The following is an 18,578-nucleotide window of genomic DNA, read 5'->3' on the forward strand; positions in this document are numbered from 1 at the left end:
GTCTATTGCGTTACTGGCCTAGGCCAGTAACGCAGCCACAAAAAAAGCGAAGTCTGATGACTTCGCTTTTTTTTATGGTTTGCTGAGATTAGGCAGCAAAGCGTTTCGCTACTTCAGCCCAGTTAACCAAAGCCCAGAAGCCAGCTAGGTAGTTAGGACGGCTGTTGCGGTAGTCGATGTAGTAGGCATGTTCCCATACGTCACAGGTCAACACTGGGGTTTGTTCCGTAGTCAAAGGCGTCGCGGCGTTGCTGGTAGACGCAAGGTCTAGGCTGCCGTCTGCATTTTTAACCAACCAAGCCCAGCCAGAACCGAAGGTGCCAGCGGCGCAGGTGTTGAATGCGGTTTGGAATTCAGCAAAAGAACCCCATTTGGCATTGATGGCGTCGGCTAGGGCGCCAGTAGGCTCGCCACCTGCGTTAGGGGCAAGGCTTAACCAGTAGAAGGTGTGGTTCCAAGTTTGGGCTGCGTTATTGAACACGCCACCAGAAGATTTCTTAACGATGTCTTCTAGGCTCATGTTTTCAAACTCAGTGCCTTTGATTTGGTTGTTCAGGTTGGTGATGTAGGTTTGGTGATGCTTACCGTAGTGGTATTCTAAAGTTTCTTTAGAAATGTGTGGCTCAAGTGCATCTAATGCATAAGGTAATTCTGGTAGTTTGTGTTCCATAGTATAAGCTCCTTATGGTGTCATTGTTAGTAAAGTGCGCTAAAAGTAACTATGCCTGATAGTGTACTCGATTTACGCTATTTAGGCGATTATATCTTGATATCCATCAAATTAGTAAAAGCAATAAACCCTAGTGTAAATAGGGGTACTTAGGCGGGGAACAGTGTTAAAATAGCCTTTTGGACGCATGCTGAATAAAGAGGGTGGGATGGACGACAGTGATTTAATGGTAGAAGGTAGGGATGACTTAGGTCTGCGGGTGCCGCCTAACTCTTTAGAAGCAGAGCAGTCGGTATTGGGCGGCCTATTGTTGGATAATTCGGCTTGGGAGCGCATTGCTGGGATTGCCAACGAGCACGACTTTTATCGCCAAGAACACCGCATTATTTTTAATGCGATTGAAAAATTATTAGAACAATCTCGTCCTGCTGACGTGGTGACGGTGAAGGAAGCGTTGGAAAGCGCCGGCAACATCGGTAATGTGGGTGGCCTATCCTATTTGGTGAGTCTGGCTCAAAACACGCCGTCGGCGGCCAATATTCGCCGCTATGCCGAGATCGTGCGCGAGCGCTCGGTGATGCGCCAGCTGGTTGAAGTCGGCACGTCGATTGCCGACAGCGCCTATAACCCAGAAGGACGAGACGCCAGCGAATTGCTGGATGAAGCTGAGAACAAGGTGTTTCGCATCGCTGAAAGCGCTTCGCGTTCGCAGCAGGGCTTTTTGGAAATGCCTAATTTATTGAAAGAGGTGGTTGAGCGCATCGACAATCTGTATTCGCGCGACAATCCCGATGAGGTCACTGGTGTGCCGACGGGCTTTGTGGACTTGGACGCCAAAACCTCAGGCCTACAGGCGGGTGACTTAGTGATTGTGGCCGGTCGTCCGTCTATGGGTAAAACCGCCTTCTCGATGAATATTGCCGAACACGTGGCGGTGGAGTGTCACCTGCCGGTGGCGGTGTTCTCTATGGAGATGGGTGGCACCCAGCTGGTGATGCGGATGCTGGGTTCAGTGGGGCGCTTGGATCAACATGTGCTGCGTACGGGCCGTTTGCAAGATGAACACTGGGGCAAGCTCAACGATGCCGTGGTGAAGCTGTCTGACGCGCCAATGTTCATTGATGAAACGCCAGGCTTGACCGCTTTAGAGCTGCGCGCTCGGGCGCGTCGTTTGGCGCGTAACTATGGCGGCAAGCTGGGCTTGATCGTGATCGACTATTTACAGCTGATGAGCGGCTCGGGCAAGGGCAACGACAACCGGGCCTCTGAGCTGGGCGAGATTTCGCGCTCGCTTAAAGGCCTGGCGCGGGAACTACAGGTGCCCGTGATTGCGCTGTCGCAGCTGTCGCGTTCGGTTGAGCAGCGTACCGATAAACGCCCGATGATGTCTGACTTACGTGAATCAGGCGCAATTGAGCAGGACGCCGACATCATCATCTTTATGTATCGCGATGAGTATTACAACGCTGATACCCAGTTTAAGGGCCTGGCTGAGGCCATTATTGGTAAGCACCGTAACGGCCCAACCGGTAAGGTGTATTTATCGTTTGTGGGCATGTACGCTAAGTTTGAAAATGCGGCCTTACCCGACGGTGGTTGGGAAAGCGAGTAAGACACAAGAAAAAACCGACCTAGGTCGGTTTTTTTGTGGCCGCGGCCGGCATTTAGGCCTTAGGCACTTTGGCCGCAATCACTTCAATCTCAATCAGCCATTCTGGCATCACCAAGGCCTTAATTTCGAACGCAGAGCGTGCCGGGGTGTTGGGCTGTGCCTTGGTGCCAAAAAACTGGCTGTAGCCCTTCATGAAGCCGGTAAAGTCCATTTTGTTGCCCTGTTTTGGGTCAGCAACCAAAAAGACCTGCATTTTGACCACGTCTTCTAGGCTAAGGCCTAGGTTTTTGAGGTTGCCTTCAATGGCGCGCAAGATATTCACCGTTTGCTGCTCGGTATTGGCACCATAGCTGCCGTCGGCTAGCTTAGGCGGCACCACGCCGCTTAAATAATAGGTGGTGGCGCCAGCAGGAATGGTGACGGCGGTGGAGATGGGAAAGTTGGGCACCGGTTGGCGCTCAATTTTGGGCGTTTGGGCCAGCGCCAGTGAGCTGGTGAGGGTGAGGCCCAAAGCCGCTAGGGTGAGTGGGGTAGAATGCATCGATAACCTCCTGATTGACATGGGGGAAACAACATCATCATAACAGCAGTGCCTTTAATGGGCACTGCTGTTTTTACTTCAGGCTTAGCGGGTTTGAACGATTTTTTGATGCAGTCGTGTGATGGCGTCTAGGCTTGACGTGATCGCGCCTTCTAGCCAGCCGTTCATGTAAGAGGCGTGTTCGCCAGCCAATACGATGCGGCCATCAATGTCACATAGGTTGCGATAATGCTGTTCGCGTTGGGTGTCGGTCCATTGAGTGTAGCCGCCGCGAATCCAGGGGACTTTAGCCCAGGCGGTGCTGTAGCCGTTGTCGAATTCTTGCGGTGCCTGGGGATGGACTTTGGCCACATAGCTGAGTGCCACTCGGTTGCGCTCTTGTAGCGACATGTCGGTAAAGGTTTGCCCAGTAGGGCCAGACATGTAGCCGTTTAAGACGACGCCCTTGCCCTTACTGAAGTAGTCGTCGGCCACACAGGGGTAGGCGATGTGGGTGTTGGGCATGTCGGTCAGCGTCATGCCGCCATAAATCGCTTCATCCTGTTCCCAAAAGCGGCGTTTGTATTGCGCCCCCACTTTTACCGTTGGGTCGTAGGCAGGTGTATCAATGGCGGTTTTGAGCTTCGGGCCGACTTCTAGGTTCATTCGACGCAGCATGGGTAGCGGGATGGTGCACACACACCATTGCGCCGACTCGGTGCGCATTTGGCCGCCGCGGCTGTGGTCTTTATAGCTAACCTCAACGCCTTGCTCTGATTGTTTGATGTCGGTGATTTCAGCATGGTATTGAATCACGCCTTTGAGCTGGTTGGCAAAGGCGCGACCAATCATTTCCATGCCGCCCCTAGGTTCAAACATGGTTTGTTGGAACATGTGGTTAAAGTGGTAGCTCATGCTTTGCCAAATGCGGCTGTCTAGAATGTCTTTGAGGGCGAGCGGCTGGGTGGTAATCGGCCCGCCAGAGAGGCCGCCACCCAAGGTTTTGGCGTAGCCACGGCGATTGCTCGAGGCGATGCCTTTGCTGTAGGTGTAGTCATTATTGAGTGCGCCGTGGGATTTCAGGGCTTCCAACAGTATTTCTTTGTCTTGACGGCTAATCTTCTGATCAAGCTGGTTGGCATGGGTGGCCTTAGCCAATAGTTCTGAAATTTGGCCGTTGAAGTCGCTAAAGACGTCACGATAGCGCTGTGGTTTGCCGCCAAAGCCTTTTTCGCTGTGTAAATAAGCGTTGAAGTTGATCTGTACAAACGGGTCTAGCTTCACGCCCAGCTCTTGGCAATAGTTTAAAACGTTTTGGTGATGGTAGGGGATGCGCCAGGCGCCTGCGTTTAGGAACATGCCTTGGTCAAACTGACACGCTTGAGTGACGCCGTCGGTGTCGGTGTGTCTGTCACCTCCATAAATACTCCAGGCGCGGCCGCTGGGACGGTTCTGGAATTCCAGTATTTTGACCTTGTAGCCTGCTTTACGTAGCTCATAAGCCGCGCTGAGGCCTGCAACGCCTGCGCCTAAAATCAAAATGGTGGTTCCTTTAGGCGCGCCTTTTAAATCCATTTTAACGGCTGGGCTTAAGCCTGCGGCAAAGCCCATGGTGCTCATGGCCTGATACATGACGGAGGCGCCAGCACCGTAGCCGATGATTTTTAATAAATCGCGTCTGGTCATGGGTTCATTGTGTGACATGTTTAATCTCCTAAATCTAAGACGCCAAGGTGCGGCGTGAATGAATAAGGTGAAGGCTCAGCAGGATGATGCCGCGTGATGTGCAGGACTCAAGGCTCATCGTGATGATACTTGTAGCATATACTTTAAATACATATGATGTAAGCTTAATTAATTATAAATTGTTGTTTTTACATAATTTTACTTATATTTTTTGTGCAGATGTTCTGTCGATTTTCATCGGTGGCGTGGTTTTGGTGCACAATAAAATTTTGTCTTGCGATTGATATATGTTTTTGTCATTATGGTAGAGGGGCGTGCGCATCATGGGGCATAAAAACATGCAGGGTGTGGGATTAATTGAGCTATTGCTGGTGGTGGCATTATTGGCGGCCATGAGCGTGGGTGTACTCTGGAGCGTGCAACGTGGCGTGGCGCAGCAGCAGCTTGGGCTAAGCATGCGCCAGCTAGGCCAAACCGTGCAGTTTGCCCAAGCAGAAGCCAAGCGTCTGGGTAGAAGCGTTTGGCTGTGCCCAGTGCAGCGGCGTGTGGATGGCCGCATTAATGGCTGCGTGCGCCAGCTAAGTGAGGACATGTGGGCTCAAGGCCTCTTGGTGTATGCCGATAAGCCGAGCTTGAATGCTGGCGTCTACGATGCAGGCGAAGTGGTGCGCACGGCCTTTGTTGAGGAAGGTCGGCATCGCCTGCAGGTGCGCCAATGGCGAGAGCAGACGCATCCTCAGCGTTTCATGCTTTTGCCGCTGGCCGAGCGCCAGCCGCAAATCCGCTACGGCGCATGGGGTTGGGGCGAGCGAGAGCCAGTGTGGCTACAGTTGCAGCTGTCTGTGCCTGGGCAATTGGGTCGTTGCGAAACCCTGCTGATGCCGCCAACTGGGCCGCCGCAGCGATGCCAAGACGACAGTGGCGGCGCTAGGGAGGTTTTATGTCAGTGCTTTTAAGGCCAATGGCTGGTTTGCTGCTGTTTGAAGCGCTGGTGGCGCTGTGGGTAGTCGCTGGGGTGGCCGTTGGCCTACAGGCGCTGCAAAGCCGTATTTTGGGGCAGGCGCAGCTGGCCGAGTTACGCTGGTTGGTGACGGCTGAAACGGCGAGTTTGGTGGCTGGCATGCGTGCCAACGGGCAAGGGTTTGGGGCGGCATCGCAGTGGCGTCACTATCAGCAGCCGGCTTTGGGTGGCTGCGGCATGAGGGTTGAGGGATTATTAGAGGCTACAGCGCTGGCGCGACGGCAGCTGTGCCAGTTCGAAACAGGCCTAACACAGCGTTTAGTACAGACGGATTTTGCCTATGTGGTGTGCGCTCAAACGGCGCCATTGATCTTACCGTCGAGTACGCTGGGCGGTGGGCCATTGCGGCTGAGCTGTCCTGTGGGTGCCGGTGGGCAAGAATGGGTGGTGCACGTGCTCTGGCGCTTAGAGGGCGTGGTCTACGCCTATTCGTTGCGGGTGGCCTATGTGTGAGCGGCATGGTCAGATAGGCCATAGCCTGCTGTCTTTGCTGTTGGGCCTAGTGCTGTCGTTGGCGCTACTGTTGCTGTGGCAGCGCCTATTGCTGCGCAGCCACGCCACCGGTGCCGCGCAAGCGCAGCGTGTTCAGGCTCAGGCTGAGCTCGCGTGGCTATATGACCAGATTCAGCAAGATTTTCAGGCCCAGCCACAGGGGCCGTGCGTATTGCCGCTGGATCATGCCGTGGCGAGTACGCCACAGTCGCTGAGCCTGATGCCACAGCGCTGGGTGACGCCCATCTTGGCTAGTCAGGGCTTTGGGCCGCCGACTGACCATGCGCTGACGCGGGTGAGCGTGGCGGCTACCCCTGAGCTTTTGGGCTACTTGGCCGAGCCTAGGCATTATGACTGGACGCTGAGCCGCTGTGATGTCGCTTGGTCTTTTGAGCCGCGTCAGTGGGTACAAGATCGAGATCGTTTGATTTTGACTCTGCCTCATGCATGGGCGTTGGGGCCTCACGGCGCCAAGCAGGCCGAGTTGCTGACGCTGGCGGTGAGTGAGCCGGTACGTTATGAGTTGGGTGTGACAGGCGTCGTGCGCTATTTGCTGCGGCAGCCAGATCACTTGGCGCAGCAGGCCACGCAGGTGACGGTGTTTCAGGTGCAGCCATGGCAACGCCTAGGCTGTGGGGCAGAGCGCCCGCTGCATCGTTTTCAGCCATCCAGCCTAGCCGTGGCCGATTTGACGTTTTATGTCCTGCATTTGGGCTGGCAGGCGATGGCACGGCAGCCTGAGTTTGGGGTGAGCCTGACGTTGATGCCGGTTGCCGCTCAGGGGTGTTGACGTGGGCGGGCGAGGGCAGCTTCAGGCGCAGGGATTTATTTTGGGCTGGAGCCTTTTATTGTCTTTGTTGCTGGGGTCATGGGCGTGGATGAGCAGCCATGGCAGTGGCTTGGCTTTACGTAGTGCGGTGAATCAAGCTGAATGGCAGCGTGTGGATGCACTGGCGCGCCTGACGCTGGCTCAGGCTCAGAGTCGATGGCCAGAGCAGCAGGCGCGTTTATGGGCCCAGGCCGATGGCCAATGGGTGCGCCATCATGCCAGTTTTGGTGTGGCGTGTGTGGGTGGGCTGTGTGCGGCTGAGCCGCCTTGGGCGCCAGCGGTTTTGAGCGGAGACGCTGATGATCCTGCTTTGCAGTATCAGGGTGAACTGGGCCAGCGTGTCCTAAGGCGGCCTCGCTATGTGTGGGCGCTGTTGGGCCAATTACCGGATGGCCGGTTGGCCTATCGATTGACGGTTCGAGCTTGGGGCTTAGACAGTCGTGCTGTGGTGACCTTAAATACGCTTTGGCTAGTGACACCGCCTGAGCTGATCGAGTTAATAGGTGGATGAGGTGGCCGTGCAGCACGGGGGTAAAAAATCAGCGCCATACCTTGGGAGAAGCGGCAAAACAGGTTAAACTCCTATCTTTAAGGCTGGCTGACTCAAAACGATTGAGCCAGCTAGCGGTGGATGAATTCAGGGGATTACTTTTGACGCCTTTAGATTACTGTAAACAAAAAGTTGCCCACAGTGGCTCAAGCTTTGTCATTAGTTTTAAATTTTTACCCAAGGCCAAACGTGAGGCCATGCTGGTGCTGTACGCCTTTTGCCGTGAGGTGGACGACGTCGTGGACAACTGTAGCGAGCCACACGTGGCGCAAACCACGTTAAATTGGTGGCGCGCCCAGCTTGCGGCGGTGTACGACGGCCAGCCCGACCACCCCGTGTGCCAGGCTTTGCAACCGATTGTGCTGGCCTATAGCCTACCGCAAGAAGAGTTCAGCGCCATCATTGATGGCATGCAAATGGATTTAGAACAGGCGCGCTACGGCACCTTTGCCGAACTGTCGACCTATTGCCAGCGTGTGGCGGGCGTGGTTGGGCGATTGAGTGCGCGCGTGTTTGGCTTTACTGATCCGCAAACCTTGGCGTTTGCCGATCAGCTGGGCTTGGCCCTGCAGATGACCAACATCATTCGCGACGTCGGCGAAGACGCTCGCCTTGGCCGTATTTATCTGCCGGTAGCGGAGCTACAGCAGTTTAACGTGCCAGCACAAAGCATTACCGGCTGTAGCGGCGGCCCTGAGTTTGCCGAGCTGATGCGGTTTCAGGTCGACCGGGCTAAAGGCCTTTATCGAACGGCGCTGGCGGCGCTGCCTGCGGTCGATGCCAAGGCGCAAAAGCCAGGACTGATCATGGCGGCGGTGTATCATGCGCTGCTGCTGGAAATCGAGGCCGACGGCCCCGAAAATGTGTTAAAGCATAAGATTAAGCTGCCGCCGCTACGCAAGGCGCGCATTGCGTTGAAGGTGTGGCTGTCGGGCTTTAAGCCATGAGCGCGCGGCCCAAGATCGCCGTCATCGGTGCGGGCTGGGCTGGCTTAAGCGCCGCGTTGACGCTGTACCGACAGGCGGACGTGACCGTATTTGAGGCCAGTCGACAGGCTGGGGGCCGGGCGCGTGGCCTAGGTGCTTCGAGCAAACATGGTCATTTACGCGATTTAGACAACGGTCAGCATTTGTTAATTGGCGCTTACGACAGTATTTTACGCATTTTGGCTCAGGTGGGCGTGGCCGAGGCCGACGCCTTTGTCCGCCAGCCGCTGACGTGGGTGATGCATGCGGGCATGCACATGAAGTGTCCTAAGCTGCCGGCGCCGCTGCATTTGATTGTGGGTATTTTACGCGCTAAAGGCTTAAGCAAGGGCGATAAAATTGCCTTGCTTAAAGGGGCTAAACGCTTGCAGGCACTGGCTGCTCTGGCACCGCGTCAAGACGTGTCGGTGGCCGAATGGCTGCGGCAACAAGGCACGTCTCAGCACGTGATTCATCAGTTTTGGCAACCGCTGGTGTGGGCCACCTTGAACACGCCTTTGGCCGAAGCCAGCGTGAAAACCCTGGCCGCCGTGGTGCAAGAAGGGGTGATGTCGACGCGGGCCCACAGCGATTTTTTGATTCCTCGAATCAGTTTGCACGATTTGTTTGTGGCCCCTGTTTTAAAATATTTAGCCAAGCATCAAGTCATCATTAGCCTCGGGCAGCGCATTCAAACGCTAGAGGCCAAAGGCCCCGGCCAGGTATGGGTTGACGGCGAACGTTTTGATCAAGTATTGGTGTGTACCGCGCCGTACCACGCCCGCTCCTTATTGGCTAATCTGGCCGCGCTTGATTTTGAACAGTATGTAGATGGTCTGTCTTATGGTTCAATTGCCACCGTGTATTTGCACTATGATCGGCCGGTGGTGTTGCCTGAATACATGATTGGCTTAGCCGATGGCACGGCGCAGTGGCTGGTGCAGCGCGGCGCTTTGAATTTTAATCAGCATGAAGTGGCGGCCGTGATCAGCTGCGCCCAGCAGTATGAAGGCTGGGACAAGCAGACCTGGATCGACAAAATTCATGCTGATGTGTTACAAGTGTGTCCTGATTTGTCGGCACCGCTTGAAGCACAGGTGATTATTGAAAAAAGAGGCACCATTTTAGCCAGCGTTGGGCGTGAGCCACAGGCGCATTGGCAGATGAATGAATTAGGGGTTTATGTTGCAGGGGATTACCTGCACCCCATCTATCCCGCTACCTTAGAAGGCGCCGTAGAATCGGCCCAAAGGGTGGCGGCACAATGTTTATTAGATTGGAGCGAAAGTGACTCAAAAACCATTACAAGATAAAGTCGTATTGATCACCGGTGCCTCCCAAGGGGTGGGCGAAGCCGTGTCGCTGGCGTATGCCGAGGCGGGCGCGACCGTGATTCTGGTGGGGCGTCATCAGCGCAAGCTGGAAGCCGTTTACGATAAAATCATGGCCGCTGGCGGCCCAGAGCCTTATGCGATTACGTTCGATCTATTGCCTGCGCAGGAAAAAGAATTTAATCAATTGGCCGAGGCCATTTTCCAAGCCACCCAGCGTTTAGATGGCGTGGTGCATTGCGCCAGCTATTTTTACGCCTTATCGCCCTTGTCTAATCAGACCATTGATGAGTGGATGAATCAATACCGCATTAATACCGTGGCACCGATGGCGCTTAGCCGCGCGGTCTTGCCACTATTGCAGCGCTCAGAAGACGCCTCAGTGATTTTCGTAGGGGAAAGCCACGGCGATGACCCTAAAGCGTACTGGGGCGGTTTTGGCGCTTCTAAAGCCGGGGTGAACTACTTGGGCATGGTAGCGGCCGACGAGTGGTCAGGCAAGGGCAATATTCGCGTGAACGTATTGGTGCCCGGCCAAATTAATTCTCCTCAACGTTTGAAAACCCATCCTGGTGAAGCGGCGCATGAACGTAAAGATCTGGCGGACATCACGCCGGCGTTTGTGTATTGGATGAGCAGTGAATCCAAGGGTAAAACCGGCGAAATTGTGAAGCTATAAAAAAGCCCGCAAACGCAGCATTCGTGACACAATGGTTTCAGAATAAGGCCTCAGGGGCCTATTCTGAAACCATTATTATTTGGTAAAACGAGCATATGGCAAAAGTTAAAACAGAATATACCTGTACCGCTTGTGGCGGTACCAGCCCCAAATGGCAGGGCAAGTGCGACCATTGCGGTGAGTGGAATACCTTGATTGAGCAGGCGGCCACTAGCGGCGCCAATCCGCGTTTCGCTACTTGGACGGCGCAAACCACTGGGGTGCAAAACCTAGCCGATGTGAAGGCACAAGAGGTGCCGCGCGCCGGCACCGGCATTGGCGAGCTGGACCGAGTATTGGGCGGCGGCCTGGTGGCTGGGGCGGTGATTTTGCTGGGTGGCGATCCAGGCATCGGTAAATCAACCCTGCTGTTACAGGCCTTGGCCACCATGGCGCAAGACCGTTCCGTTCTGTATGTCTCGGGCGAGGAGTCGGCACAGCAAATTTCTTTACGCGCCAGCCGCCTGTCGCTGAATCCTGATGGGGTGCAACTATTGGCGGAAATTAGGCTCGAAGCCATTCTGGCCACGCTCAAACAGCATCAGCCCAAAGTGGCCGTGATCGACTCGATTCAGACGCTGTATTCCGACCACATTACCTCGGCGCCCGGTTCGGTGTCGCAGGTGCGTGAGTGTGCGGCGCAGCTGACCCGTGTGGCCAAGCAGACCGGCATCACCATCTTATTGGTGGGCCACGTCACCAAAGATGGCGCGATTGCGGGGCCGCGGGTGTTGGAGCATATTGTCGACACGGTTTTGTATTTTGAAGGCGATGCACATTCTAATTACCGCATGATTCGGGCGATTAAAAACCGTTTCGGCGCCGCCAACGAGCTAGGCGTATTTGCCATGACCGATAAAGGCCTTAAAGGCGTCAGCAATCCTTCAGCGATTTTCCTGTCGTCGTATCGGGATGACGTGCCTGGCTCATGCGTGTTGGTGACCCAAGAAGGCTCGCGTCCGCTCTTGGTTGAAATTCAGGCCTTGGTAGATGATGCTCATGGATTTACCCCTAAGCGCTTGACCGTAGGCTTGGAACAAAATCGCCTCGCCATGCTGTTGGCGGTGTTTAATCGTCACGCCGGCGTGGCCTGCTTTGACCAAGACGTGTTTTTGAATGCGGTGGGTGGGGTGAAGATTATGGAGCCCGCCGCTGACTTGGCGGTGATTTTGGCCATGTTCTCTAGCTTTAGAAACAAGCCATTGCCAGAAAAGCTAGTGGTGTTTGGTGAAGTGGGGCTGTCGGGCGAAGTGCGCCCGGTGACGCGCGGGCAAGAGCGCTTAAAAGAAGCCTCTAAGCTAGGCTTTACTCAGGCCATTGTGCCTAAGGCCAATATGCCCAAACAAAACACCGATGAATTTGGTGGGATGAAAATCATTGGGGTACACTCCTTACAAGAAGCCGTTGATGCTTGCCGTCAACATGATTAATCGTGATCAGAAAAGGACCGACAAATGAAGATTGTGCTGGGATTGTTGCTGTTGGTATTGGTCCTAGGAGGCACGCGACGATGGTTTAAGCGTCGCCCACCGTCAGTGGACGCCTCGGTTGAGAGGGTTGAAGTATTGCCGACGGCGCCTGTGAGGGTAGTCCAAGCCACTGAGTCGCTCAATCCTTTGGCGCTGCATACGCCTTTGGGTCAAGAGGGTGAGCCGCTGCTGATCGATTGGATTTGGCAAATTTTGCTGCCCTTAGGGGGACAAAGTGAGTTTGTGGGCGACCATGGTTTTGAGCATCTGCGCATCAGCGAACTGCTCCAAACCGATGCGTGGGCGTTTGGGCGTGATGGCTATCAGCCCAGCGAAGCGCGCGTTTTATTGAAGCAACATTACGAAGCCTGGCAACGTCAAAAGGGCAGCCACGACTATTGGGCCACGCATTTGCCGCCGATCTTAGCCAAAAACGTTCAGAAATGGCAGCAATTGCTGGGCTTAACCCAGCATGAGGAGCGGCTGTTGGCGTTTGCCATTTTGCTGCACGCCGATTCAGTGCTCAACGATGCCTGTAGCTTCTTAGGCGAATTAAACACCAAGCAGTCGCAGTCGATTTTGGCCTTGCTTATTGGCTGCTCTGAAGTGGAGGTGCGTCAGGCCTTAAGCGCCGAAGGCAAGCTATTTGACACTGGCCTCGTGCGCATTGATCCACATCACGACTATAGCTTACGCAGCAAAATTGACGTCCTGTCGAACCAGTTTGTGGATTTGATGCTGCATCAAGATATTGCCCCCATTGAGCTGCTGAAGCGGCACGTGACCCACGCGCCGCAAACCCGGTTAACCTTGGCAGATTTTCACCACATGGGCGATCTGGTTGGGGTGGTGCAACACCATATTGCCCACGCCTTAGAGACGCACAGCAAGGGCTGTAATGTGTTGATTTACGGCTTGGCTGGAACCGGTAAGACCGAGTTTACGCGAGCGCTGTCGCAGGCGCTGGCGGTGGATTTATTTGAAGTGTCGTGGGCAGACGAAGATGGCGGCCCAGCGGGTCGTGAGGCCAGAATGAGTGCTCTTCGAGCGGCTCAGCACATCTTTGCCGAGCAAAATGTCTTACTGTTGTTTGATGAGATCGAAGACGTGTTCGATCAAGAACAAAAAGACTATGCCTTGAATAAGGCCTGGCTAAACCGCATGCTGGAGCGTAATGCCGTGCCCACGATTTGGATCAGCAACCGGGTCGACGTGATGGATAGGGCGGTGCTGCGGCGCTTTGACGTGGTGGTGGAAATGAAATCGCCCGGCCGACAGCAGCGTACGCGGATGATTGAGGCCGTCACTCAGGGCTTTTTACCGCAGGAAGATGTGGCGCAGTTGGCTCAGCATGAAGCGGTGGTGCCAGCCTTAATTGAGCGCGCGCATAAGGTCACCAAAATTGTGGCGCCACACTTTAATGAGGTGGCGCAGGGCGTGGTGTTTAAACAGCTGGTTAAGGGTACGCTCAAGGCCCAAGGTTATCCAAGCACCTTGGCTAAAAGCAGTCTGTCGCCCTTATACGACCTGACTTGGTTGAATGCCAATCAGGATTTGCGCGCCCTAAGCCAAGGTCTTGCGCTGCAAAAACGGGGCACCTTATGCTTGTATGGCCCACCGGGGACGGGTAAGAGTGCCTACGCCAAATGGTTGGCGGATGAATTGAACATGCCTTTGCTGTATAAGCGCGGCTCTGATTTATTGTCTAAATACGTGGGTGAGAGCGAGCAGCTGATTGCGGCCGCTTTTGAAGAGGCCGAGCGTGAGCAGGCTGTGCTGCTGTTTGATGAAGTGGATGGCATGCTGCAAGATCGTCGCCAAACCCAGCATTCGTGGGAAGTCACCCAGGTCAATGAGCTGTTGACCCAGATGGAAGACTATAAAGGCTTGTTCATTGCCACCACCAACCTGATGAAAAATTTAGATCAAGCGGCTTTGCGTCGATTTGATTTTAAAATTGAGTTAACGTACTTAAAACCAGACCAAGCGTGGGGCTTGTTCCAACAATACGCCCAGTTGTTCGCCTTGCCGTTACAGGGCGAAGAGGCCAAAGCGTTAGAAGTTTCGGTACGCAGCATGAAGCAGCTGACGCCGGGTGATTTTGCCGTGGCCATGAAGCGCCATCGCGTGGTACCGTTTGCGTCTGCGGCGGCATTTTTCACGGTGTTAAAACAGGAGTGCACTTTTAAAGAAGGCGGATTAAGCCAAGGATTAGGGTTCGTATAAAAATAAATCAGTAGGAGTAGAGGACATGAAACAGAAAAAAGTGGTGGTGTTTACCGGCGCGGGCATCAGTGCCGAAAGCGGCTTGCAAACCTTTCGGGACGGTGATGGCCTGTGGGAGAATCACCATATTGAGGATGTGTGTACGCCTGAAGCTTGGGTGCGCCAGCCGGAGCTGGTGCAGGCGTTTTACAATGCTCGCCGCGAGGCCGTCATCAAGGCTCAGCCTAATGCTGCTCACCATGCTTTAGCGCGCCTCAGCGAAGCCATGGAGGTCATGATTGTCACTCAAAACATCGATGATTTGCATGAACGCGCCGGCAGTGAGCACGTGCTGCATTTACATGGGCAAGTGCGTCACGCTCAGAGCAGCATCGATGCCAACCTAACCTATCCCATTGATGGCCATGAGCTGGCGATGGGCGCGAAATGTACGCTGGGCAGTCAGTTGCGTCCACACGTGGTGTTTTTTGGTGAAGCCGTACCGAATATGGACATGGCCATTCATTTGGCTCGGCAGGCCGATATCTTATTGGTGGTGGGCACGTCTTTAAGCGTTTATCCCGCGGCCAATTTAATTTATGAAGTGCCCAGCCATGCCCAAAAAGTGTTGATTGATCCGAATGCCGATTTACGCTGGACAGAAGAAGGCTTTACCTGCATTGCTGAAAAAGCCAGCATAGGGTTGCCGCAGTGGGTAGAAGAAACGTTGGTTTTGGTTTAAACCAAATTTGCCGCGCTTTCTTCGCACGCCCAGCCAGACGCTGGGCTTTTTTGGGCCAGCGAGTATAGGACAAAAAAAAGCCGCCTAGAAGAGGCGGCTTTTAATATGGGCGTTGGCTACTCGTGGTTGCGGGCGCAGCCTGACACCAAGTCTTTTAGCGTATCGGGTTCCAGTAGCTGAATGTGCTTGTGGTCGACCTTGATCAGTCCTTGCTGTTGGAATTTCGACAGCGTGCGGCTGACCGTTTCTAGCTTCAGGCCTAAATAGCTGCCAATTTCTTCACGGCTCATGCGTAAAATAAAATCATTGGCGGCAAAACCACGTGCGTACAGGCGATCTGACAGGTTCAATAAAAACGCAGCAATGCGTTCGTCCGCCTTCATATTGCCCAAGAGCAGCATGATGTTTTGGTCGCGGATGATTTCTTTACTCATCAAACGATAGAAATGGCTTTGTAGGCTCGGAATTTCACGGCCTAGGTGTTCCATGGATTCAAACGGCAGCTCGCACACTTCGCTGTCTTCTAAAGCCACCGCATCACAGGTATGGGTGTCTGAAGAAATACCGTCCATGCCAATGATTTCCCCTGACATTTGAAAACCGGTGACTTGGTCGCGGCCATCTTGAATGGCGATGCTGGTTTTAAAGAACCCAGTGCGAATTGCATACAAAGATTTGAAAGGCTCATTGCTTCTAAACAGGTAATCACCGCGCTTCAGGCGTTTACTTTGTTTGATGACGGCATCTAATTGAGACATTTCTGTCCGATCGAGGCCGATCGGTAAGCACAACTCTCTTAAGTTACAATTTGAACAAAGTACTTTTAAAGATCTAATTTTTTCGGTCATTTATGTACTCAATTTTAAAAAAATCTAAACTGGCGACGGCAGTCGCTGATTTTAACGCAAACTGCTCAGGCACAGCCGCGGCATTGTTTGATATAGATCAAGTTATGGGGCTGTTTTCCAAAGGATTTTAACAGCTTATAGGAAAAATTGCTATGTTGTTGATGCTAAATAGGTGCAACAACGAGCGAAATAAGGTATTTAGGCCATCGCTTGGTCACGCTTTTGGGTGGGGGTGTTTCAGTGTCGGCTGACTAAAGTACGCGGCTGATTAGGCTTGAGGGAATAGTTTAGCCGAATACCCTGATGGGCATGGCTAGATTGAAGGTAAATAAGCGTAAAGATTGGCTGTGGGGCTCAAAAGGGGTGATTGGGCTAAGCGCCATTGCGTGAGCGGTTGCTTGGGTCAGGTGGGTATGAAACCGTTTCTTATTTGATTTTACAGGCAACTTTAGCCTGCTTGACCTCCATCAAAGCAAAAAAAGGCAAAAAAGGCGATCCTTATGCTCGCATGCGCCACCCTGATGTCGCGGTGAGTAACGGGGGAGGAGCGGGGCGGCTTTATTATGAGAACAATAATTAATTAATACAGATATTGAGAGTGAATGACTATGATGGAACAGCTATTGGACGTTTATCCCAATCAAGAGGTGGTGTTTGATCGACCGTTGATTGAACAACTGGCAGGCTCAGGCCCGCGCTATACGTCGTATCCCACCGCCGATCGCTTCCATGATGGCTTTACTGAACAGCACTATCTCAAAGTGTTGCAAGAACGTCAGGTAGGGGCTTTATTCAAGCCTTTGTCGCTGTATGTGCACGTGCCGTTTTGCAACACCATCTGCTATTACTGTGGCTGTAACAAAATCATCACCAAAGACACCAGTCGCGCCGATAAGTATTTAGACTATTTAGAAAAAGAACTCCAGCTATTGGCTAAAACGCTGCCGCAGCGGCCACGTTTGGCCCAGCTGCATTTTGGTGGCGGTACGCCTACCTTCTTGAATGATGCACAGCTAGCGCGGGTGATGAACATGATTAACGTCACCTTTGAGCTGATCCCTGAGGGCGAGTATTCGATTGAAATTGACCCGCGTAAGGTGAGCGCCGACACCGTCGCTCATTTGGCTCAGCTGGGCTTTAACCGCATGAGCGTGGGGATTCAGGATTTTGACTTAAAAGTCCAAGAAGCGGTGAATCGAGTTCAGTCTGAGGCAGAGACGCGTCTGGTGATTGAAGCTGCGCGCGCCAATGGCTTTAAATCCATCAGCGTGGATTTGATTTATGGCTTGCCGCATCAAACCACGGCCACCATGGCGGTGACCTTAGAAAAAGTGTTGGCGTTGAGCCCCGATCGGATTGCGCTGTATCACTATGCTCACTTGCCTCATTTATTTAAGCCACAACGGCGCATCGATCAAGCGGCCGTGCCCAATAGCGTAGAAAAGCTGGATATTTTGCAAGACTGCGTGAGCACGCTCACCGAAAAAGGCTATGTGTTTATTGGCATGGATCACTTTGCTAAGCCAGATGATGAGTTGGTGAAAGCGCTGCGCCAAGGGCGTTTACAGCGTAACTTCCAAGGCTATTCTACCCACGCCGATTGTGATTTGATCGGCATTGGGGTGTCCAGCATCGGTAAGGTGGGCGCGAGCTATATTCAGAACACCCGCGATGCCGATGAATATTATGCCGCCTTGGATCAAGGCCACCTGCCGGTGATGCGCGGCATGACGTTGACGCGTGACGACCTGCTTCGCCGCAGCATCATTCAGGCCTTGATGTGCCGGTTTGCCTTAGCGTTTGACGTGTATGAAGAAACCTATGGCATTCAGTTTGCCGATTATTTTGCCGAAGAGCTGGCCCAGATTGCCGAATTTGAGCGCCTTGGCTTGGTGGTACAAGATCATGGCTTCTTGGTGGTGACGCCTAAAGGCCGTTTCTTGATTCGCAACATTGCGATGGTGTTTGATCGCCATCTGCGTGAGAAAAAAGCCCAAGCAACTTATTCACAAACCGTTTAGAATAGGCCCATCAGCAACGCAAAAAGCGCTAAGGCGCAGAGATTAGGCCATGGGACAGACACAAAAAGCACCAGAGGCATTGGTATTTTCCAATGATTGGATGCAGTATCAAACGGAATTAGAAGGGTATACGGCCTTAGTGGGCGTGGATTTAACCGCGCCTGAGTTGGGCAGTGACCATCAACACACGCGCTTTATTCGCGTGGCCTATGAAGGCGATGAGGTCGGCTTGCCCAGCAAAGCCGATCTGCGTCGCCTCAAACAGATTCAGACCATTATTCATCAATACCTACAAGACACGCCAGCGACTGCCGAGCACATTCGCTACGTCGGCCATATTTACAGCCATGGCGTGGCTGACTTTGTCTACGTCAGTAATGCTGATTTGGCTTGGCCGCAAAGCATTGCAGCAGCCTTGAGCGGTGAAGAAGACGTTGACTATGTGGCGGCGACCTTCCCCGATGATCAATGGGCATTTTATTTTGAAACCCTTTACCCCAGCGCCATTGATTTAGCCCTCGACTACACCCAAAAAACCTGTCAGCAGCTGCGCCGCAGTGGCGATGCCCTGCTACAGGCGCGGCCGATTGATTACTATGCTAGCTTCCCGAGTGAGGCCGCAGTTAAAGGCTTTGTCCAAAGCTTGCCGGCTGATTGCGTGGTGGCTGCCATGGAGGCCGAAGACGATGGCCCTGACGCTTGGTGGGCCGTGCAGTTTGCCGCGACCGCCACGCCGGATTTAGCCAGCATGACGGAATGGGTGCAGAAGCTTGTGCCCTTGGTCTTGGCCGCTGACGGCCAGTTTGATGGCTGGGGCTGCGAAGCGAAAGCAGACAAAACGGCTTCTGCTTAAAGGCAGCAGGTAGAGACAATAATCACACACGGCACACCGCTTGTTG

The 18,578-nt window shown here is 53.5% G+C and carries 17 protein-coding genes; 13 read left to right on the forward strand and 4 right to left on the reverse strand.

Annotated elements, in window-relative coordinates; translation table 11 throughout:
- Window positions 1–88: 88 nt before the first annotated feature.
- Window positions 89–670, reverse strand: coding sequence for a superoxide dismutase (locus AB8Q18_02470; protein ID XDZ51927.1), 582 nt, complete (start codon window positions 668–670; stop codon window positions 89–91).
- Window positions 671–878: 208 nt separating this feature from the next.
- On the opposite strand from AB8Q18_02470, the gene dnaB reads away from it, so the two are divergent.
- A complete protein-coding gene (gene dnaB / locus AB8Q18_02475) occupies window positions 879–2,282 on the forward strand; it encodes a replicative DNA helicase (GenBank protein ID XDZ51928.1) in 1,404 nt (467 codons plus the stop codon).
- Window positions 2,283–2,334: 52 nt separating this feature from the next.
- On the opposite strand, the gene AB8Q18_02480 is transcribed toward dnaB, so the two are convergent.
- Together AB8Q18_02480 and AB8Q18_02485 are read right to left on the reverse strand one after the other, a co-directional pair.
- A complete protein-coding gene (locus AB8Q18_02480) occupies window positions 2,335–2,823 on the reverse strand; it encodes a RidA family protein (protein ID XDZ51929.1) in 489 nt (162 codons plus the stop codon).
- 84 nt (window positions 2,824–2,907) lie between these two features.
- Window positions 2,908–4,506: a flavin monoamine oxidase family protein gene (locus AB8Q18_02485; GenBank protein ID XDZ51930.1), complete on the reverse strand. Its 1,599-nt coding sequence runs from the start codon at window positions 4,504–4,506 to the stop codon at window positions 2,908–2,910.
- 305 nt (window positions 4,507–4,811) lie between these two features.
- Between AB8Q18_02485 and AB8Q18_02490 the strand changes: the two genes are divergently transcribed.
- The 10 genes from AB8Q18_02490 to AB8Q18_02535 all read left to right on the forward strand — a co-directional run bounded on the left by AB8Q18_02490 (window position 4,812) and on the right by AB8Q18_02535 (window position 14,810).
- Window positions 4,812–5,444 carry a GspH/FimT family pseudopilin gene (locus AB8Q18_02490; protein XDZ51931.1) on the forward strand — a complete coding sequence of 211 codons (633 nt, stop codon included), beginning with the start codon at window positions 4,812–4,814 and terminating at the stop codon, window positions 5,442–5,444.
- Window positions 5,429–5,962, forward strand: a complete 534-nt coding sequence (locus AB8Q18_02495; protein ID XDZ51932.1) for a hypothetical protein — start codon at window positions 5,429–5,431, stop codon at window positions 5,960–5,962. Before AB8Q18_02490 ends, AB8Q18_02495 begins: the two co-directional genes overlap by 16 nt.
- Window positions 5,955–6,791, forward strand: a complete 837-nt coding sequence (locus AB8Q18_02500) for a hypothetical protein (protein ID XDZ51933.1) — start codon at window positions 5,955–5,957, stop codon at window positions 6,789–6,791. The genes AB8Q18_02495 and AB8Q18_02500 overlap by 8 nt, the downstream gene beginning before the upstream one ends.
- A gap of 88 nt (window positions 6,792–6,879) precedes the next feature.
- Window positions 6,880–7,341: a hypothetical protein gene (locus AB8Q18_02505; GenBank protein ID XDZ51934.1), complete on the forward strand. Its 462-nt coding sequence runs from the start codon at window positions 6,880–6,882 to the stop codon at window positions 7,339–7,341.
- Between the two features lie 140 nt (window positions 7,342–7,481).
- A complete protein-coding gene (gene hpnD, locus AB8Q18_02510; GenBank protein ID XDZ51935.1) occupies window positions 7,482–8,327 on the forward strand; it encodes a presqualene diphosphate synthase HpnD in 846 nt (281 codons plus the stop codon).
- Window positions 8,324–9,658, forward strand: coding sequence for a hydroxysqualene dehydroxylase HpnE (gene hpnE / locus AB8Q18_02515; GenBank protein XDZ51936.1), 1,335 nt, complete (start codon window positions 8,324–8,326; stop codon window positions 9,656–9,658). The genes hpnD and hpnE overlap by 4 nt, the downstream gene beginning before the upstream one ends.
- Window positions 9,633–10,355, forward strand: a complete 723-nt coding sequence (locus tag AB8Q18_02520; protein XDZ51937.1) for an SDR family oxidoreductase — start codon at window positions 9,633–9,635, stop codon at window positions 10,353–10,355. The genes hpnE and AB8Q18_02520 overlap by 26 nt, the downstream gene beginning before the upstream one ends.
- A 95-nt stretch (window positions 10,356–10,450) precedes the next feature.
- A complete protein-coding gene (gene radA, locus AB8Q18_02525; GenBank protein XDZ51938.1) occupies window positions 10,451–11,824 on the forward strand; it encodes a DNA repair protein RadA in 1,374 nt (457 codons plus the stop codon).
- Between the two features lie 24 nt (window positions 11,825–11,848).
- Window positions 11,849–14,089 carry an ATP-binding protein gene (locus AB8Q18_02530; GenBank protein ID XDZ51939.1) on the forward strand — a complete coding sequence of 747 codons (2,241 nt, stop codon included), beginning with the start codon at window positions 11,849–11,851 and terminating at the stop codon, window positions 14,087–14,089.
- A 25-nt stretch (window positions 14,090–14,114) separates the two neighbouring features.
- On the forward strand, window positions 14,115–14,810 hold the full coding sequence (locus tag AB8Q18_02535; protein ID XDZ51940.1) for an NAD-dependent deacetylase: 696 nt from the start codon (window positions 14,115–14,117) through the stop codon (window positions 14,808–14,810).
- A gap of 116 nt (window positions 14,811–14,926) precedes the next feature.
- Here AB8Q18_02535 and fnr read toward each other — a convergent pair whose 3' ends face one another.
- Window positions 14,927–15,658, reverse strand: coding sequence for a fumarate/nitrate reduction transcriptional regulator Fnr (fnr, locus tag AB8Q18_02540; GenBank protein ID XDZ51941.1), 732 nt, complete (start codon window positions 15,656–15,658; stop codon window positions 14,927–14,929).
- Between the two features lie 611 nt (window positions 15,659–16,269).
- Between fnr and hemN the strand changes: the two genes are divergently transcribed.
- Window positions 16,270–17,679: an oxygen-independent coproporphyrinogen III oxidase gene (gene hemN, locus AB8Q18_02545; protein XDZ52889.1), complete on the forward strand. Its 1,410-nt coding sequence runs from the start codon at window positions 16,270–16,272 to the stop codon at window positions 17,677–17,679.
- 49 nt (window positions 17,680–17,728) lie between these two features.
- On the forward strand, window positions 17,729–18,532 hold the full coding sequence (locus tag AB8Q18_02550; protein XDZ51942.1) for a DUF695 domain-containing protein: 804 nt from the start codon (window positions 17,729–17,731) through the stop codon (window positions 18,530–18,532).
- Window positions 18,533–18,578: the final 46 nt, after the last annotated feature.

This window comes from Neisseriaceae bacterium CLB008 (assembly GCA_041228285.1).
GTDB lineage: Bacteria > Pseudomonadota > Gammaproteobacteria > Burkholderiales > Neisseriaceae > JAGNPU01.

Bases quoted from the DNA above. Each gene is read 5' to 3' on its own strand.
- AB8Q18_02505 (XDZ51934.1), top strand. From the start codon at position 6,880: ATGAGCAGCCATGGCAGTGGCTTGGCTTTACGTAGTGCGGTGAATCAA.
- radA (XDZ51938.1), top strand. From the start codon at position 10,451: ATGGCAAAAGTTAAAACAGAATATACCTGTACCGCTTGTGGCGGTACC.
- AB8Q18_02550 (XDZ51942.1), top strand. From the start codon at position 17,729: ATGGGACAGACACAAAAAGCACCAGAGGCATTGGTATTTTCCAATGAT.
- AB8Q18_02485 (XDZ51930.1), bottom strand. From the start codon at position 4,506: ATGTCACACAATGAACCCATGACCAGACGCGATTTATTAAAAATCATC.
- hemN (XDZ52889.1), top strand. From the start codon at position 16,270: ATGGAACAGCTATTGGACGTTTATCCCAATCAAGAGGTGGTGTTTGAT.
- hpnE (XDZ51936.1), top strand. From the start codon at position 8,324: ATGAGCGCGCGGCCCAAGATCGCCGTCATCGGTGCGGGCTGGGCTGGC.
- AB8Q18_02535 (XDZ51940.1), top strand. From the start codon at position 14,115: ATGAAACAGAAAAAAGTGGTGGTGTTTACCGGCGCGGGCATCAGTGCC.
- fnr (XDZ51941.1), bottom strand. From the start codon at position 15,658: ATGACCGAAAAAATTAGATCTTTAAAAGTACTTTGTTCAAATTGTAAC.
- AB8Q18_02480 (XDZ51929.1), bottom strand. From the start codon at position 2,823: ATGCATTCTACCCCACTCACCCTAGCGGCTTTGGGCCTCACCCTCACC.
- AB8Q18_02495 (XDZ51932.1), top strand. From the start codon at position 5,429: ATGTCAGTGCTTTTAAGGCCAATGGCTGGTTTGCTGCTGTTTGAAGCG.
- AB8Q18_02490 (XDZ51931.1), top strand. From the start codon at position 4,812: ATGGGGCATAAAAACATGCAGGGTGTGGGATTAATTGAGCTATTGCTG.
- AB8Q18_02500 (XDZ51933.1), top strand. From the start codon at position 5,955: ATGTGTGAGCGGCATGGTCAGATAGGCCATAGCCTGCTGTCTTTGCTG.
- AB8Q18_02470 (XDZ51927.1), bottom strand. From the start codon at position 670: ATGGAACACAAACTACCAGAATTACCTTATGCATTAGATGCACTTGAG.
- dnaB (XDZ51928.1), top strand. From the start codon at position 879: ATGGACGACAGTGATTTAATGGTAGAAGGTAGGGATGACTTAGGTCTG.
- AB8Q18_02530 (XDZ51939.1), top strand. From the start codon at position 11,849: ATGAAGATTGTGCTGGGATTGTTGCTGTTGGTATTGGTCCTAGGAGGC.